This is a genomic window from Bacillus sp. FG16, assembly GCF_057809515.1.
Window position 1 is genome coordinate 48,523 of the sequence record NZ_JBMDKC010000004.1, and the last position, 16,014, is coordinate 64,536.

General features: G+C 36.7%; 17 protein-coding genes. 1 reads left to right on the forward strand and 16 read right to left on the reverse strand.

Annotation, left to right across the window (positions count from 1 at the left end; all coding sequences use genetic code 11):
• Positions 1-9: 9 nt before the first annotated feature.
• The 9 genes from ACODS7_RS02940 to yqfC all read right to left on the reverse strand — a co-directional run bounded on the left by ACODS7_RS02940 (position 10) and on the right by yqfC (position 7,497).
• On the reverse strand, positions 10-153 hold the full coding sequence (locus tag ACODS7_RS02940; RefSeq protein ID WP_000883924.1) for a YqzL family protein: 144 nt from the start codon (positions 151-153) through the stop codon (positions 10-12).
• 176 nt (positions 154-329) lie between these two features.
• Complete coding sequence (era, locus tag ACODS7_RS02945; RefSeq protein ID WP_001080230.1) at positions 330-1,235, reverse strand: GTPase Era; 906 nt, start codon at positions 1,233-1,235, stop codon at positions 330-332.
• Entirely contained in the window at positions 1,228-1,626 is a 399-nt protein-coding gene (locus ACODS7_RS02950) for a cytidine deaminase (RefSeq protein WP_001086285.1), read from the reverse strand. Before ACODS7_RS02950 ends, era begins: the two co-directional genes overlap by 8 nt.
• Positions 1,627-1,725: 99 nt before the next feature.
• Positions 1,726-2,079: a diacylglycerol kinase family protein gene (locus ACODS7_RS02955; RefSeq protein ID WP_000715464.1), complete on the reverse strand. Its 354-nt coding sequence runs from the start codon at positions 2,077-2,079 to the stop codon at positions 1,726-1,728.
• Positions 2,076-2,546, reverse strand: coding sequence for an rRNA maturation RNase YbeY (gene ybeY, locus ACODS7_RS02960; RefSeq protein WP_016080260.1), 471 nt, complete (start codon positions 2,544-2,546; stop codon positions 2,076-2,078). Before ybeY ends, ACODS7_RS02955 begins: the two co-directional genes overlap by 4 nt.
• Entirely contained in the window at positions 2,543-4,687 is a 2,145-nt protein-coding gene (locus ACODS7_RS02965; RefSeq protein ID WP_029443317.1) for an HD family phosphohydrolase, read from the reverse strand. Before ACODS7_RS02965 ends, ybeY begins: the two co-directional genes overlap by 4 nt.
• A gap of 192 nt (positions 4,688-4,879) precedes the next feature.
• Complete coding sequence (locus ACODS7_RS02970) at positions 4,880-5,839, reverse strand: PhoH family protein (protein ID WP_000840520.1); 960 nt, start codon at positions 5,837-5,839, stop codon at positions 4,880-4,882.
• Between the two features lie 3 nt (positions 5,840-5,842).
• Entirely contained in the window at positions 5,843-7,042 is a 1,200-nt protein-coding gene (yqfD, locus tag ACODS7_RS02975) for a sporulation protein YqfD (protein ID WP_050844529.1), read from the reverse strand.
• Positions 7,043-7,203: 161 nt separating this feature from the next.
• Complete coding sequence (gene yqfC, locus ACODS7_RS02980; protein WP_000732269.1) at positions 7,204-7,497, reverse strand: sporulation protein YqfC; 294 nt, start codon at positions 7,495-7,497, stop codon at positions 7,204-7,206.
• A gap of 426 nt (positions 7,498-7,923) precedes the next feature.
• Here yqfC and ACODS7_RS02985 point away from each other — a divergent pair, with 426 nt between their 5' ends.
• On the forward strand, positions 7,924-8,550 hold the full coding sequence (locus ACODS7_RS02985) for a DUF4253 domain-containing protein (protein ID WP_029443318.1): 627 nt from the start codon (positions 7,924-7,926) through the stop codon (positions 8,548-8,550).
• A 133-nt stretch (positions 8,551-8,683) separates the two neighbouring features.
• Here the strand turns inward: ACODS7_RS02985 and ACODS7_RS02990 are convergent, their stop codons facing one another.
• The 7 genes from ACODS7_RS02990 to dnaK all read right to left on the reverse strand — a co-directional run bounded on the left by ACODS7_RS02990 (position 8,684) and on the right by dnaK (position 16,014).
• Positions 8,684-9,127, reverse strand: a complete 444-nt coding sequence (locus tag ACODS7_RS02990; protein ID WP_000054582.1) for a GatB/YqeY domain-containing protein — start codon at positions 9,125-9,127, stop codon at positions 8,684-8,686.
• A gap of 15 nt (positions 9,128-9,142) precedes the next feature.
• The gene (gene rpsU / locus ACODS7_RS02995) at positions 9,143-9,316 is read right to left on the reverse strand and encodes a 30S ribosomal protein S21 (RefSeq protein WP_000048061.1); all 174 of its coding nucleotides are present in this window, start codon (positions 9,314-9,316) and stop codon (positions 9,143-9,145) included.
• A 322-nt stretch (positions 9,317-9,638) separates the two neighbouring features.
• On the reverse strand, positions 9,639-10,991 hold the full coding sequence (gene mtaB, locus ACODS7_RS03000) for a tRNA (N(6)-L-threonylcarbamoyladenosine(37)-C(2))-methylthiotransferase MtaB (protein ID WP_243168194.1): 1,353 nt from the start codon (positions 10,989-10,991) through the stop codon (positions 9,639-9,641).
• 6 nt (positions 10,992-10,997) lie between these two features.
• Positions 10,998-11,747 carry a 16S rRNA (uracil(1498)-N(3))-methyltransferase gene (locus ACODS7_RS03005; protein ID WP_048563814.1) on the reverse strand — a complete coding sequence of 250 codons (750 nt, stop codon included), beginning with the start codon at positions 11,745-11,747 and terminating at the stop codon, positions 10,998-11,000.
• Between the two features lie 144 nt (positions 11,748-11,891).
• On the reverse strand, positions 11,892-12,830 hold the full coding sequence (prmA, locus tag ACODS7_RS03010; protein ID WP_043936245.1) for a 50S ribosomal protein L11 methyltransferase: 939 nt from the start codon (positions 12,828-12,830) through the stop codon (positions 11,892-11,894).
• Positions 12,831-12,858: 28 nt separating this feature from the next.
• On the reverse strand, positions 12,859-13,974 hold the full coding sequence (gene dnaJ, locus ACODS7_RS03015) for a molecular chaperone DnaJ (RefSeq protein ID WP_016080255.1): 1,116 nt from the start codon (positions 13,972-13,974) through the stop codon (positions 12,859-12,861).
• Positions 13,975-14,178: 204 nt separating this feature from the next.
• Positions 14,179-16,014: a chaperone protein DnaK gene (gene dnaK / locus ACODS7_RS03020; RefSeq protein WP_016080254.1), complete on the reverse strand. Its 1,836-nt coding sequence runs from the start codon at positions 16,012-16,014 to the stop codon at positions 14,179-14,181.

Genomic DNA, 16,014 nt, shown 5'->3' on the forward strand with positions numbered 1-16,014 from the left:
CAAAACGGGTCAAGAAATTGGAGAGTCTAGATGCGCTAGCTCCTCTTCATGTTGATCCATCTCATCGTTTACGTCTTTTTCCATTTCTTTCAAAAGCAAGTACGTTTCAATGCTTCCTGTTTTGGAGAAAAACTTCCAGGTAAAATCTAGCATAAGAATCCACCTTTCTCAATAAGCGTAGCCTATAAACCAATTTCCTTTGTTGTTATTAAATTGACCCATTTTGTCCATTTTCATGTGAGAAAAATTTTTCCTAATTTATCAAAGTTCATAAAAACCAATAATCAGTGGATGAACCAACCATCCACTGATTACAACTTTACTCTATTTTAGTACTCATCCTCGCGGAAACCTAGGTCACGAAGCTGAGACATTTTATTACGCCAATCTTTTTGCACTTTTACCCATACTTCTAAAAATACTTTAGAACCAAGTAGCGCTTCAATATCAAAACGAGCTCGCTTACCAACTTCTTTTAACATTTTTCCTTGTTTTCCGATGATGATTCCTTTTTGTGATGCACGTTCAACAACAATCGTTGCATTTATATAAACTGCCCCGCCCTCACGCTTTTGAATCGCATCGATAACAACAGCCACAGAATGCGGCACTTCTTCACGTGTTAAATGTAGTACTTTCTCACGAATAAGCTCTGCAATAATAAATCTCTCCGGATGATCCGTTACTTGATTCTCTGGATAGTATTGTGGTCCTTCTGGTAAATACTTTTTAATTGTTCCAATTAAAGCGTCCACATTATTACCGTCTAACGCAGAAATTGGTACGATCTCTGCAAACTCATGTAGTTTACGATATTGATCAATTAACTCTAGTAATTGCTCTGGATGAAGTTGGTCAATTTTATTAATGACTAAAAATACTGGTTGTTTCGTTTCTTTTAATTTCTCAATGATGAATTCCTCACCACGACCAAATCCTTCAACTGCATTAACCATAAACAGAACAATATCCACTTCTTTTAATGTCGTTTGCGCCATCTTTACCATGAAGTCGCCTAATTTATGTTTAGGTTTATGTATTCCTGGTGTATCAATGAAAATAACTTGTGCATCATTTTCTGTATATACACCTTGAATTTTATTACGAGTCGTTTGTGGCTTATCACTCATAATAGCAATTTTCTGGCCGATAATACGGTTTAAAAATGTAGATTTTCCAACATTCGGTCTGCCAATAATAGAGACAAAACCTGATTTATAACCTTTTCTATTCATGTAAATCCTCCGCTAAAAATGCTCCTGGTAACAATTCTCCGACTGTCGTCTCTTGAACGTCACCATGTAAGTTTGATAAGTATACTTTCGTATCCTGTTTACATAATTCTACCATAACTTGTCGACATGCTCCACAAGGAGGTACTGGGCGCTTTGTATCTGCTACAACCGCAATGGCTACAAATTCTTTATCTCCTTCAGAAACCGCCTTAAATAAAGCTGTTCTTTCAGCACAATTACATAAGCCATATGATGCATTCTCAACATTACATCCACGATATACTTTTCCACCGCGCGTTAATAATGCTGCACCCACTTGAAATTTAGAATATGGTACGTACGCTTGTTTACGCGCTTCGATTGCTTCTAGAATTAATTGTTTACTATTCATATTCCCGCATCCTTCCTGTTCACAGCTATGAAGAGATACACTCTCTCATTAAAGGCCCTTACAGCACTTCCAAAGCTTAATAAAAGCTTCGGAATGCAACTATACCATATACGGTAAAAAGATAATAGCACCAATTATAACAGCTATAATTGCAAACAATAAAACCGCTCCTGCCGCAACATCCTTTGCAATTTTTGCAAACGGATGAATATCGGCAGTCGCTAAATCTACCGTTTTTTCCACAGCCGTATTTACCATCTCTAAACTCATTACACTCCCTATTACAATAAGTAATATCATCCACTCTATTTTCGTAATATGGAAATAAAAGCCGCAGCATATAACAATGACTGCGGCTAAATAATGGATTTTCATATTTCGTTCATGACGAAAACAAAAGAATATACCAGCTATAGCATATCCAAAACTATCTATAAGTTTTCCTTTTTTCATCGTCCTAATCCAAAAGCTTCTAAAATTTCTTTTTGTCTTCCGAACATTTCTTTTTCATCATCTTCAGTCATGTGATCATAACCAAGTAAATGTAAAAAGCCATGCAACGCCAAAAATCCAAGTTCACGATCGAAAGAATGTCCGTACTCTTCAGCTTGCTCTTTCGCCCTCGGAATAGAGATAATAAGATCACCTAACATGCGCGGCATCTCTGCACCAACAATCTCCATTTCTCCTTCTCCCATCTCTTCCATGGCAAAGGATATTACATCTGTAGGTTGATCTTTATCTCGGTAATCACGATTAATTTCTCTAATGCGCTCATTATCTACAAATGTCACCGATACCTCCGCACCATCCTCGATATTTTCCATTTGAGCTGCTTTTTCTAACACTTCACGAATTAAACTCATATACTCTTCTTTTACTTCTTCTGTTTCATCAATAAAATCAATTAACAAACTCATTCTTTCTCCTTTTCTTCCGGAGGTTCCGGATATGTAATACGCGAATGAAAAATACCATTTAACGTTTCACACAACGTTTTTCCAACGATTTGTAGTTCCTTAAACGTCAAATCACATTCACTAAATTGACCGTCTTGCAGTCGATCTTTAATAATACTTTGCACCAAATTATTAATTTGTTCTGGCGTTGGGTGATTCATAGAACGTACCGCAGCTTCTACACTATCAGCAATACCAACAATTGCCGATTCTTTCGAAGTTGCTTTTGAACCTGGATAACGGAACATCTCTTCTGTATATTTTTCTTTATCTTCTTTAATAGCTTTATAATAAAAATATTTCAGTAACGTTGTACCGTGATGTTGCCCAGCGATATCAATAATTTCTTGTGGAATATGATATTCTTCGAGCATTCTTACTCCATCCGTTACGTGAGCAATTATAATATCTTTACTCGTTACAGGATCTAATTTATCATGCGGGTTTTCAATTCCCATTTGGTTTTCAATAAAGAATTGCGGTTGTACTGTTTTTCCTACATCATGATAATATGCCCCTACACGCGCTAATACACCATTTGCCCCGACTGCTTCACAAGCAGCCTCAGAAAGATTCGCTACCATTACACTATGATGATATGTCCCTGGCGCTTCTAACAAAATTCTGCGTAAAAGCGGATGATTTGGACTTGATAGTTCCATAAGCTTCATACTTGATACGATTCCAAGTCCACTTTCTAAATATGGTAAAATCCCCATAGCCAAAACGGATGATATAATCCCTGAAAGTGAAGCCATTAATAATTGCGTACCAATTTCAAGAGGCGAAAAATTCCCATTACGTAATAATAAGAGCGCCGCTAATACGACTACATTTAATACAGAAACGAGTATACCAGCTTGTAAAATCATTGTACGACGATTTTTTTCTCGCAAGAAAATACTAACCGATAATGAACTTAACAATACGTAAATCCCTACACTATAATTTAATGTACTCGTTACTCCTTCATTAAACATAATACTTCCGCATACAGAAAAAATCATACTCGTTAAAAAGACAAATCGATCACCAATCATTAGTTTTACAAGTATTGTTCCCATCGCAACTGGGACAACATATGCAATCCCTGCATATTCAAGTTTTTGAAATAAACTAATGATTTTCATTAAGACGATTGTAATAGACAAAATTGTAATATACGCTAAAACATACGGTCTATCTTCTCTTTTTCTCTTTAAAAATAATTCAAATTGTTTATGCATAAAGTATAGTAACACACCAATGAGTACCGCTAATCCAACATAAGGTTGAAAGCCGTTCCCTTTTTCTAACAAACCAACTAATTTCAACTGATTATACACATCACTTGAAATTGTTTCACCTTCTCTAACAAGAACTTGCCCTTGAAGAATATAAACAGGTGGAACTAAATCTTCCTCTGCTTTTCTCTTCTCTTTCGTTAAGGTCGGGTCATAAAAATAGTTCGCTGAAATCGCATATCTTCCTAGCGCCTTAATTGACTCTTTTAAACCATTATCAACATTAACACTATTCATCTCACTTACATATCGTTCTTTCGCATCTTTCAATTCGTCCATTTTAATATGCTCAGTCATGATACTATTAATCGCTGTGACCGCAGCATCTTTCGCTAATACTAATTGGCTCGAATCTGCATTAATCAAATTTAGTAAGTTTGAATCAGATAATTCTTTCGTTAAGTCAGTGGGTAGTTTCTTTTTTAACTTGTCCACTTTCTCAGCATCAGTCATCTTTTTTTGATCATCCGGTCCAACAGCTTTAATCTCTTGCACCACTTCATCTACTTTAGCAAAGACGTCATTCACAATATCAACTTTATTTTGTTTATACTCACTTTTATATGTATATTGATCTTCAACTTTTGTAGCGGCTTCTTTTTTCTTTTTATCCGTTGTAACTTTATCTTCAATTTTTATAGGAGAATGGATTGTCTTTTTCGCAATAGAATACATGTTAACATCTAATTGCTCTGGTTTTACATTATTCATAAGCGCAAAAAACAGCACTGCTCCTAATACAACGTAAGAAATCCAACTTAGTTTTTTCGAATGTTGTAAATTACGAAACCACTTAGAAATTTCTTGAGATCTTGACATGATTTCAATACCTTCTCCTCTCCAGAAATAAAGTGAAACTATTTATAGCTTTCATTTCTTCTACCCAACGATACTTTGAGGCAACATTTTATACCAGTACCTATAGTTTATTTTCCTTATCTTTCATGATAGTAAAAAATACGACGTTCGCCAACCTTATCATACAAAAAGAAATGATCCTGACAAATAGGATCATTCCATTTTATCATATGCCTCAATAATACGTTGCACCAATGGATGTCTCACAACGTCCGTTTGTTCTAATGTAATAAATGACAGACCTGATACACCAGATAAAATATTAGCAGCTATAGATAGCCCTGATTTTACCCCTTTCGGCAAGTCTACTTGTGAAGGATCTCCTGTAATAACCATTTTAGAACTAAAACCTAATCTTGTTAAAAACATTTTTATTTGAGCACCCGTTGTATTTTGAGCCTCATCTAAAATAACAAATGAATCATCAAGCGTACGTCCCCTCATATAAGCAAGCGGCGCGATTTCAATTACTCCTCGCTCCATCATACGCTGCGTATATTCTTGTCCAAGAATATCATGTAAGGCATCATATAATGGACGTAAGTATGGATCCACCTTCTCTTTCAAATCCCCTGGTAAAAAACCTAAATTTTCTCCAGCTTCTACAGCAGGTCTTGTTAAAATAATTTTCTTTACATATCCTTGTTTTAAAGCCCTCACAGCCATTACTACAGCTAAGTATGTTTTTCCAGTTCCTGCAGGCCCTATCCCAAAGACAATATCATTCTTCTTCATCGCATGAATATATCGTCTTTGCCCCATTGTTTTTACACGAATGGATTTACCTTTTGCAGTCTTGAAAATTTCTTCTTCATATAACTCTTCAAATTGAGCAATTTTCCCTTGTTGTGCGAGCTGAATTGCATACGCAACATCTCTCTCTGAAATTGATATACTTTTACGAATTACAACAAGTAATTGCTGTAAGATTTTTTCTACGAGTGTCACCGTTTCAACTGCCCCAGATACATGAACAGTTTCTCCTCTAGTTACGATCGATACATTCAGTTCTCGTTCAATTACTTTTAAATGCGCATCATTGACTCCAAAAAGAGCGATTGCTTCGTTAGTATTTTCCAATTGTTGGTTCATTTCTACTAATTGTTCTGCCATTACTCAGTCTCCTTGAATATCGGATTCGGATATTGGTTGTGGCTCTGCAATATTTTCAACCACAGTATAATGCAATGTGACTTTTAGTTGATCCGCCTCAACCTTTTTACTCAAAATCTTATCACTTACAATCATAGCATGTTCATCCAATTTTTTCTTTAGTTCTTTTTCAGCCATCTCTTTCGCTACTTTCAGCGCTTGCTTTTCTGTATATTCTCGATTCGCTTCTTCCTCTTCTCTTACAACATCTTTTTCATATGCAATCGGCAGTGTAAAACCAAATAATTTCACATCATGCTTTACACTTTCAGTACGAGAGCGTTTATACTTATCATGTTGAAATCCCCATATTTTTATTTTCATATCCCAAAATTTAAGAAAATGTTCATTATATACATTACCAGTATACACTTGGAATTGCGTCTTTAGTGGGACATCTACCTTAGACGTATACCACGTTTCGCCATACACAATACCTTTCGCTGAAACAATCGTCGGACTTTCCTCATTACCATATATTCCCGATACGAGAATCTGCCCTTTTTCTACATGATCATTTTTCAGTACAACCGGCTTTCCAACTTCTACAAACGTTTTTGTAATAATCGCTTCTTTTTTTGCTACTAAATTTTGCGGCCTTTGTTCCTTTTCTTTTTTCGGTTCGTTTTTTTCAACGATTTTAAAATGATACGTTGTTCCTCTTACTTCTAGTCCCGCCCAAGTAATGGCATTAATATTATCTGTCAAATGGCGTTGTACATCTTCTACATTCGGCATTTGAAACTGTAGTTTCCCTTTTTGAATACCCATTTTATCCAATTCTTTCATCAATATATATTCTGTTTCAGGTTTTGCTCCTGAAATTTCAATTTTCCAAACCATATTTGACATTGTAATCACGCCAAAAAAGAAAATTAAAAACCCAATTAAAAATCCACTGTTTTTAATTAAACGCTTATTCCAAAAAGGAAAACCATAACGTCCAATAAAATATAATTTACATTCATTTTTTCTATAAATTGGTTTTATTTTTTTCACATCGCGTAACAACATACAAAAAACTAACGTTTCATCAGCTATCTTCCTAACATCCCAAACTAATAAATTCCTCCGTACACATTCATTAACAAACCGTTCCGCTCCTCTACCTTCAATTCGCACTTTTACATATCCAAGCCACTTTATAAACCATTTATTTTTCATTTACCACCTTCACTACCTTTCTAAAAGTAGATATACCACTTTTCATTTGAAGCATTAAAATAGCTCGTACTAAAATGAAACAGAGTAAAACTGTAATCGATCTCTATCAACGGAACTTTTACAGGATAAAGAAGAAAAACTTCACAAATGGAAGTTTCACTTCAATCACCTTTTTTCTCATTTTCTAAAAATGTTACTTGCTCAATTATCCCTTCGAGCAAAAGCTCCTCTGGAAGAATCGTTTTAATAACAAAGGATTGTCCTTTAATTAGTAATTGACCGTGTTTTAAAAGCAATCGCACTTCTTTATCTGAAAACACTAATAGCCCCCGATGATTTTCTATATAAATATGTATTTGCCCAACAAGAGTAATCCGAGGCAGATCCATTAATACATCCACTGGTAGGTCTACTTGTTTTGTTAACCAATTTTTCATTTGTTCTAATTTCTTCATCTCGAAAGACCCCCTCCTCATCCCATATATATGTATTTCTTCACAAGTGCCTATCGTGTTATAACGACTTCACTAACATAACTATATTCTGTAAGTGTTCATCTCATGTTAATTAAAACAGTCGCTATATGAAATCATATTTATCGGGACAATGATGGATCAGAGGATGTTACCCATAATAATAGAAGTATTAATACAAGAATATGCGCCCCTAGGGGATATCAGTACAAGTTACATTAAGAAATTGAGCCTAGCGAGCAGTTAGAAACTTGAAAAACCCTGTTACAATTTGTTCTGGGTGTGACATACTGACCATAGAATAAGTAGTTGTCATTCATTAGACAAATAAGATAAAATTCGAAAAAGGAAATTGCTCCACTCTGAATTTTGCGGTGTAAGTAAGAATATCTTATAGGTGGTTGTTATATGAATTTCAAAAAAATATTAGGAGTCATTAAAAAACAAAAAAATGAATTAATAAGCGAGGAAATACGAAAGGAAATTGGATTTAGTCAAGAAATTTTAAATGTTATAAAACAAGTTACTAACAGCAGCATCCAGCCCTTTTATGCAACTGATTCAAAATCTAAAATAGCCGGAGTCTCTTTCGTTACCTTTGAGAATTATGCTGAACAGCAAGTTATAAAACTTCAATCTGAGGTTCAGAAGCTTGGATACTTAGCTTTTATTTGCGAAAGAAGTTTTAGTCAAGGAAGTAAGAGTAAGTGTAGAATTGCAATTACACAAGGAAATGGCCAATTTGATATCCTTACAATCCAACAAACAAATGGCGTTAATTACGAAGTTAGCAATATAGATGTTATTTTCAAACTAAGAAAATGGAATGATCGCTATCCTTTTATCATAATCGGTGCAGATCATGACTGGGTTGATGCCATTTTTAGCGTGTTACCTACAGACGAAGAAATGCAATCTTTCGCGCAAGAAATGTATGAATTTTGTCCAGATATAGTGGAACAAGGAATAGAAAGCATTGAGGAGTTAGTCGAAGAAATTAAGAAAACGAAAAAGCTTTTTTTATGGTGGGATTAATCACAACTAAGGCCGTTACCTTTTTTACATACCAGAGGCGTTTCTATCACTTACAGAAACGCTTTTTAAGCAATATAGCGTTTTTCCTTAATAAGAACAATAAAAAACGTCTCATACGAAATGAGACGTTTTTTTATGCTAATAGCTGGATAACCAACTTATTCACAAGTGATCCGTCTGTTTTACCTTTTACTTTCGGCATAACAGCAGTCATCACCTTACCCATATCTGCTTTAGAAGTCGCACCAACTTCAGAAATAACTTGCTTGATTACATCAACTAGTTCTTCTTCAGTTAATTGCTCTGGCAAATATGCGCTTAAAATCTGAATTTCACTTTGCAGTTTATTAACAAGGTCTTCACGACCAGCTTTTTTAAATTCAAGGAGGGAGTCCTTATACTGTTTTACTTCACGAGCTAAAACTGTTACTTCCTCTTCTTCAGTAAGAGTATGTTGCAGTTTAATACCTTCATTTTGTAAAGCAGCCTTAACCATACGAATAACGGTTAATTTTTCTTTTTGTTTATTCTTCATCGCTTGTTTCATATCATCGTTTAAACGACCGAGAAGACTCATAACTTACACCCTCTCTTAGAATTTACGCTTTCTTGCCGCTTCAGATTTCTTCTTACGTTTTACACTTGGTTTTTCATAAAACTCGCGCTTTCTTGCTTCAGCAAGTGTACCAGTTTTAGAAACCGATCTTTTAAAACGGCGAAGTGCATCCTCCAAAGACTCGTTTTTACGAACGACTGTTTTTGACATTCTCTTTCCCTCCCTCCGAAACATCACACTTACATACTAACTTCAGCATGCAAAAAGAAACACTTCTTCAGCATGTCTTTTACGATTATAATACATTTTATCACTTCAGGTCAACTATTTGGCAGAATAAAAGAAGAATAGAAGCATTTCCTTTTCAAAAGTTATGCAAATAGCTAGTATCCTTCTTTCATGAAGATAACTATATTTTTATCATTTCATCTTTTTTCATACAGGGATGCACGAAACGCCTCCCCACCTTCTAGTACTTAACCTCTTCAAAAATAAAGAAAGCATGCAAACCGTTTCCGGTTGCACGCTCTTTTTATGCGCTTGCTGATTCTTTTTTCACATCATCTTCAAGAACACGAACAAATTGCGCTTCGTTATATGGATAACCAGCTTTCGTAATTTTCACTTTCACTAGCTTACCAATTAATTCTTCTGATCCTTCAAATACAATTTTCAAGTAGTTATCTGTATAACCTACATATAACCCTTCACGGTCGCCCTCTTTAAATTGCTCTTCCGGAATAATTTCAAGTACTTCACCTTCAAACGCTGATGCATATTCTTTCGCTAATTGATTAGATAACTCAATTAAACGATGAACACGATCGTTCTTCACATCTTCAGGAACTTGATCTTCCATGCGCGCTGCAGGTGTTCCTGTACGTTTTGAATAAGGGAACACGTGTAACTCAGAGAAGCGGTTCTCTTTAATAAAATTGTATGTTTCCATGAATTCTTCTTCTGTTTCACCTGGGAAACCAACGATTACGTCAGATGTAATTGCAAGGCCTGGTAACGCTTCTTTCAAACGATCTAAACGCTCTTGGAAGAATTCCATCGTATATTTACGACGCATACGTTTTAATACAGTATTAGATCCAGATTGCAACGGGATATGCAAGTGACGTACAACTACTTCAGATTTATCTAACACTTCAATTACTTCATCTGAAATTTGACTCGCTTCAATAGAAGAAATACGAAGGCGTTTTAATCCGCCTACTTCCGCTTCCATATCACGAAGTAATCCAGCCAAGTTATAATCTTTTATATCTTCGCCGTATCCACCTGTATGAATACCCGTTAATATGATTTCTTTATAGCCTGCATCCACTAATTGTTGTGCTTGTTTAATAACTTCCTTTCCATCACGAGAACGCATTAAACCACGCGCCCAAGGAATGATACAGAATGTACAGAAGTTATTGCAACCCTCTTGTATTTTTAAAGACGCACGTGTACGATCCGTGAAATAAGGTACATCAAGTTCTTCGTACACACGTGTTTTCATAATATTGCGGACAGCATTAATTGGTTGACGCTCTTTACGGAATTCTTCGATGTAACCTAACATCTTTTCACGATCCTGTGTACCAACTACGATATCTACACCTGGAATCGCCATAATTTCAGCTGGAGATGTTTGTGCATAACATCCCGTTACACAAATAACTGCATCTGGATTTTGACGCACAGCACGTCTGATTACTTGACGGCTTTTTTTGTCCCCAGTATTCGTTACTGTACATGTGTTAATAACATATACATCAGCTTTCTTTTCATATTCTGTTCTTTCATAACCACCTTGTTTAAACAATTGCCAAATGGCTTCTGTTTCATAGTGGTTTACTTTACAACCTAACGTATGGAACGCAACAGTTGACATTGATCATCACCCCATCAATTCAAAATGATACGAAGCAGCACTTAACGCGTATAACGGCGCCGTTTCTGTTCTTAAAATTCTTGGTCCTAAACTACATGGTACAAATTTATGTTCACGAAGCGCTGTAATCTCTTCCTCAGCTAAACCGCCTTCTGGGCCAAATACAATCAATAGTTTTTGACCTGGTTTCATTGTCGTTAAAGCTTTCGCAAAATTAGATTTCTCGCCTTGTTTTGCTTCCTCTTCGTAAGCAACAAGACAAACATCATACTCACCACTCATTGAAAGCAATTGCTTAAATGATGCCGGAGCATGTACTTCTGGAATTTCACTTCTATGTGATTGTTCCGCAGCTTCTTTCACAATTTTTCTTAAACGCTCAACTTTTTTATCAGCTTTTTTCGCATCCCATTTTACGATAGAGCGAGATGCTTGAAATGGTAAGAATGCAGCTGCCCCAAGCTCAGTTCCTTTTTGAAAAATCAACTCTAGCTTGTCTCCTTTTGGCAGTCCACTTGCAATCGTCACGAAAACAGGAAGTTCACTTGACGCCTCTACCCATTCTACAATAGCCGTATTAATAAATTCACTGGTAATTTCATCAATTGAACACACTGCTGTTTTTCCGTTTACACAGCAATACATTTGATCGCCAGCTGTCATACGCATTACTCTCGCAATGTGATGTACATCATCACCTACAATGCGAATTTTTGCTTCACTTACATGTTTTTCTTCTACAAAATAACGTTGCATATAATCACCTTAGTAGAGTTTCGTTCCTTTCGTAAGTCAACACTTACGAAAAGAACGAAACATTATCATTTTTCATATAACAAACGGCAAGTCCCTCACCTTATAGTGAGAGACTCCCCTTTTCATTATAGACTAAAATCTATATTACGCATTTCGTGCAATAATTGCTACCCAATCTTCCATTCGTAACACTTCTTCAATTGTAAATCCAGCTTGTTCTAACGCCTCAGAAATTACTTTTTCCTTCGCAGCAATAATGCCCGATGTAATAAATAGTCCACCTGACTTCACAACTCTCGCTGCATCTTCAGGGAATAAAAGAATAATTTCTGCTAATAAGTTAGCTACGATTAAATCAACAGGACCTTCAATACCTTCTAAAAGACTATTTCGCCCAACAGACACGATATCATCTGTTTTATTTAAACGCACATTCATTTCTGCACTTTCAACTGCAACCGGATCTAAATCATATGCTTGAACAGAAGACGCACCTAATTTTGCCGCTGCAATACTAAGCACACCAGAACCTGTTCCTACATCAATGATAGCGTCACCTGGCTGTACTGTTTTTTCTAAAGCACGAATACACATCGTTGTTGTTGGATGAGTTCCTGTACCAAACGCCATACCTGGGTCTAATTCAATGATTTTTTCATCAGGAGAAGATGGTGTATATTCTTCCCACGTCGGTACGATTGTGAATGTATCAGAAATTTGTACTGGATGGTAATATTTTTTCCAAGCAGTAGCCCAATCTTCTTCATTGACTTCGTTAACGGTAATATTTCCAGTACCAATTTCAATGTCGTAAGATGGAAGCACATCAATAGATGATTTTACACCTGCAATCGTTTCATGTAAAGAATCCGTTTGCGGAAAATATGCTTTTATTAATACACCTTCCGCCGGATATTCATCTGGATTCAATGCATAAATTTCACCATATTGTTGCTCGCGCTCTTTCGTTAACTCCGCTGGGTCCTCAATAGCAACTCCACTAGCACCAGCCTCGTGTAAAATATGAGAGACAGCTTCTACTGCTTCTTCTGTTGTATGAATACTAACTTCTGACCATTTCACAATTTACCAACTCCATTTTTTATTTCCATTATTCCCCTTTGAAAGCACGTTTAAGCTTTCCAAACAAACTATCATCCTGCTCTTCTTGCCCTGCAAATTCACGTAATAAATCTTTTTGATGTGAAGTCAATTTCGTCGGTACAACAACGCGAACGACTACATATTGATCTCCTTGACCGTATCCACGTACGTTCGGAGCACCTTTTCCTTTTAAGCGGAATTCTGTTCCAGTTTGTGTTCCTGCTGGGATTTTCAGCTTCACTTTACCATGAACAGTAGGAACTTCCACTTCAGCACCAAGTGCCATTTGTGCAAATGTTAATGGCATTTCGCAAATAATGTGATCTCCTTCACGCTCAAAGAATTCATGACTTCTTACATGAACGACTACATATAAATCTCCTGCTGGTCCACCATTTACGCCAGCTTCACCTTTTCCAGATACACGAATTTGTTGACCATTATCGATACCTGCTGGAATTTTAACATTGATTTTTTTGCGTTTACGAACTTTACCAGAACCGTGACATGTCGTACATTTTTCTTTAATCATTTGCCCAGTACCTGAACAATGACCACAAGCTTGACGGTTCACAATACGACCAAACGGTGTATTTTGTTCTACACTCACTTGACCTGATCCTGAACAATGTTTACATGTTTCTTTTGAAGTTCCTGGTTTTGCACCGCTACCTTTACAAGTATCACATGGATCTTCTACTGGAATTTCCACGTTTAATTCTTTACCAAAAATAGCTTCTTCAAAATCTAAAGTGACTTGATATTGTAAGTCAGCACCTTGGCGCGGAGCATTCGGATCACGACGTCTGCCGCCACCACCGCCAAAGAAAGAACTAAATATATCTTCAAAACCGAAGCCACCGCCGAAGTCTCCTCCGCCGCCAAATCCACCGAAGCCTTGATTTGCACCAGCATGACCAAATTGATCGTACTGCGCACGCTTTTGATCATCACTTAACACTTCGTATGCTTCTTGTACTTCTTTAAACTTTTCAAGCGCATTTTCTTCTTTGCTTACGTCTGGATGGTATTTTTTAGCCAAACGACGATACGCTTTTTTAATTTCATCTGTTGAAGCGCCCTTGCTAAGTCCAAGGACCTCATAATAGTCTCGTTTACTCATAAATTTGCAACCCCCGAATCTTTCACATAAACGTAATTTTAACACCGAAAGAAAGTGCTTTGCAACAAAGTTTCCTCACTTACAGTATGCAAAGCAAAAAACTTAAGAACCTCACACATTTCTCCTCATTCGTGAAAAAAGCCAAAGTCAAGGCACGCTTGACTTTGACTTTTTGTCATCTTACTTATTATCTTTGCAGTTGAATTACTTGTCTTCTTTTACTTCTTCAAACTCAGCGTCAACTACATTATCTTTCTTCACGCCAGCGTCTTGTGCACCTTGCGCACCTTCTGCTTGACCAGCAGCTGCTTGAGCTTGCTCGTATAATTTAACACTTAATTGTTGTACGATTTCTTGTAAAGCGTCTTTTTTCGCACGAATTTCCTCAAGCTCGTTTTTCTCAATTGCAGCTTGTAATGCTTCTTTCGCTTCTGTTGCTTTTGCAACTTCAGCTGCATCTACTTTACCTTCTAAATCTTTTACAACTTTGTCTGTTTGGAATACAAGTTGGTCAGCTTCGTTACGAAGTTCAACTTCTTCCTTACGTTTTTGGTCAGCGTCAGCATTTGCTTCTGCTTCTTGTACCATACGATCTACTTCTTCATCAGAAAGACCTGAAGAAGATTGGATTGTAATAGCTTGCTCTTTGCTTGTTCCTAAGTCTTTCGCACGTACGTTAACAATACCGTTCGCATCAATATCGAATGTTACTTCGATTTGTGGAATACCACGTGGTGCTGGTGGAAGGTCTGTTAATTGGAAACGACCTAACGTTTTGTTGTCAGCTGACATTGGACGCTCACCTTGTAATACGTGAATGTCTACTGCTGGTTGGTTATCAGCAGCTGTTGAGAATACTTGTGACTTACTTGTTGGAATTGTAGTGTTACGCTCGATTAATTTCGTGAACACACCACCCATAGTTTCAATACCTAAAGAAAGTGGAGTTACATCTAATAATAGTACGCCTTCTACATCACCAGTAAGTACGCCACCTTGAACTGCAGCACCTAATGCTACAACTTCATCAGGGTTTACACCTTTATATGGCTCTTTACCAGTTTCACGTTTAATAGCTTCTTGTACAGCTGGGATACGAGTAGATCCACCAACAAGAATAACTTTATCTAATTCGCTTGGAGCAAAACCAGCGTCTTTTAATGCACGACGAGTTGGCTCTAATGTTCTTTCAACAAGACCTGCTGAAAGTTCTTCGAATTTCGCTCTTGTTAACGTTAATTCTAAGTGTAATGGACCAGCAGCTCCAGCACTAATGAATGGTAATGAAATTTGTGTTTGTGTTACACCAGAAAGATCTTTTTTCGCTTTTTCAGCTGCATCTTTCAAGCGTTGAAGCGCCATTTTATCTTGGCTTAAATCAATGTTATTTTCTTTTTTGAACTCAGCTACTAAGTGATCGATGATAACTTGGTCAAAGTCATCTCCACCAAGACGGTTGTCACCAGCAGTTGAAATAACTTCGAATGTGCCGTCTGCTAACTCAAGGATAGATACGTCAAATGTACCGCCACCTAAGTCATATACTAAGATTTTTTGTTCTTCATCTTGTTTTTCTAAACCGTAAGCAAGTGCTGCTGCTGTTGGCTCATTAATGATACGCTCAACTTCTAAACCAGCGATACGACCAGCATCTTTCGTTGCTTGACGCTCTGCATCGTTGAAGTATGCAGGTACTGTAATAACAGCTTTCGTTACTGTTTCACCTAAGTATGCTTCAGCAGAAGCTTTTAAGTTTTGTAAAATGATTGCAGAAATTTCTTGAGGTGTGTAATCTTTACCTTCAACTTCTACTTTGTAATCTGTACCCATATGACGTTTAACAGACATGATTGTATTTGGGTTTGTAATTGCTTGACGCTTTGCAACTTCCCCAACTTGACGTTCTTCATTTTTGAAAGCTACAACAGAAGGTGTTGTACGGTTGCCTTCTGGATTTGGGATAACCTTTGGTTCTCCACCTTCCATAACAGCTACACAAGAGTTTGTTGTACCTAAGTCAATACCGATAATTTTACTCAT

Excerpts from the sequence above, each read along its gene's own strand:
- ybeY (WP_016080260.1), bottom strand. The coding sequence starts at position 2,546 with ATGAGTTTGTTAATTGATTTTATTGATGAAACAGAAGAAGTAAAAGAA.
- dnaJ (WP_016080255.1), bottom strand. The coding sequence starts at position 13,974 with ATGAGTAAACGAGACTATTATGAGGTCCTTGGACTTAGCAAGGGCGCT.
- ACODS7_RS02955 (WP_000715464.1), bottom strand. The coding sequence starts at position 2,079 with ATGAAAAAAGGAAAACTTATAGATAGTTTTGGATATGCTATAGCTGGT.
- ACODS7_RS02965 (WP_029443317.1), bottom strand. The coding sequence starts at position 4,687 with ATGTCAAGATCTCAAGAAATTTCTAAGTGGTTTCGTAATTTACAACAT.
- ACODS7_RS02940 (WP_000883924.1), bottom strand. The coding sequence starts at position 153 with ATGCTAGATTTTACCTGGAAGTTTTTCTCCAAAACAGGAAGCATTGAA.
- ACODS7_RS02970 (WP_000840520.1), bottom strand. The coding sequence starts at position 5,839 with ATGGCAGAACAATTAGTAGAAATGAACCAACAATTGGAAAATACTAAC.
- ACODS7_RS02990 (WP_000054582.1), bottom strand. The coding sequence starts at position 9,127 with ATGAGTCTTCTCGGTCGTTTAAACGATGATATGAAACAAGCGATGAAG.
- mtaB (WP_243168194.1), bottom strand. The coding sequence starts at position 10,991 with ATGTCAACTGTTGCGTTCCATACGTTAGGTTGTAAAGTAAACCACTAT.
- dnaK (WP_016080254.1), bottom strand. The coding sequence starts at position 16,014 with ATGAGTAAAATTATCGGTATTGACTTAGGTACAACAAACTCTTGTGTA.
- rpsU (WP_000048061.1), bottom strand. The coding sequence starts at position 9,316 with ATGTCAAAAACAGTCGTTCGTAAAAACGAGTCTTTGGAGGATGCACTT.
- yqfD (WP_050844529.1), bottom strand. The coding sequence starts at position 7,042 with ATGAAAAATAAATGGTTTATAAAGTGGCTTGGATATGTAAAAGTGCGA.
- ACODS7_RS03005 (WP_048563814.1), bottom strand. The coding sequence starts at position 11,747 with ATGCAACGTTATTTTGTAGAAGAAAAACATGTAAGTGAAGCAAAAATT.
- era (WP_001080230.1), bottom strand. The coding sequence starts at position 1,235 with ATGAATAGAAAAGGTTATAAATCAGGTTTTGTCTCTATTATTGGCAGA.
- ACODS7_RS02950 (WP_001086285.1), bottom strand. The coding sequence starts at position 1,626 with ATGAATAGTAAACAATTAATTCTAGAAGCAATCGAAGCGCGTAAACAA.
- yqfC (WP_000732269.1), bottom strand. The coding sequence starts at position 7,497 with ATGAAGAAATTAGAACAAATGAAAAATTGGTTAACAAAACAAGTAGAC.
- ACODS7_RS02985 (WP_029443318.1), top strand. The coding sequence starts at position 7,924 with ATGAATTTCAAAAAAATATTAGGAGTCATTAAAAAACAAAAAAATGAA.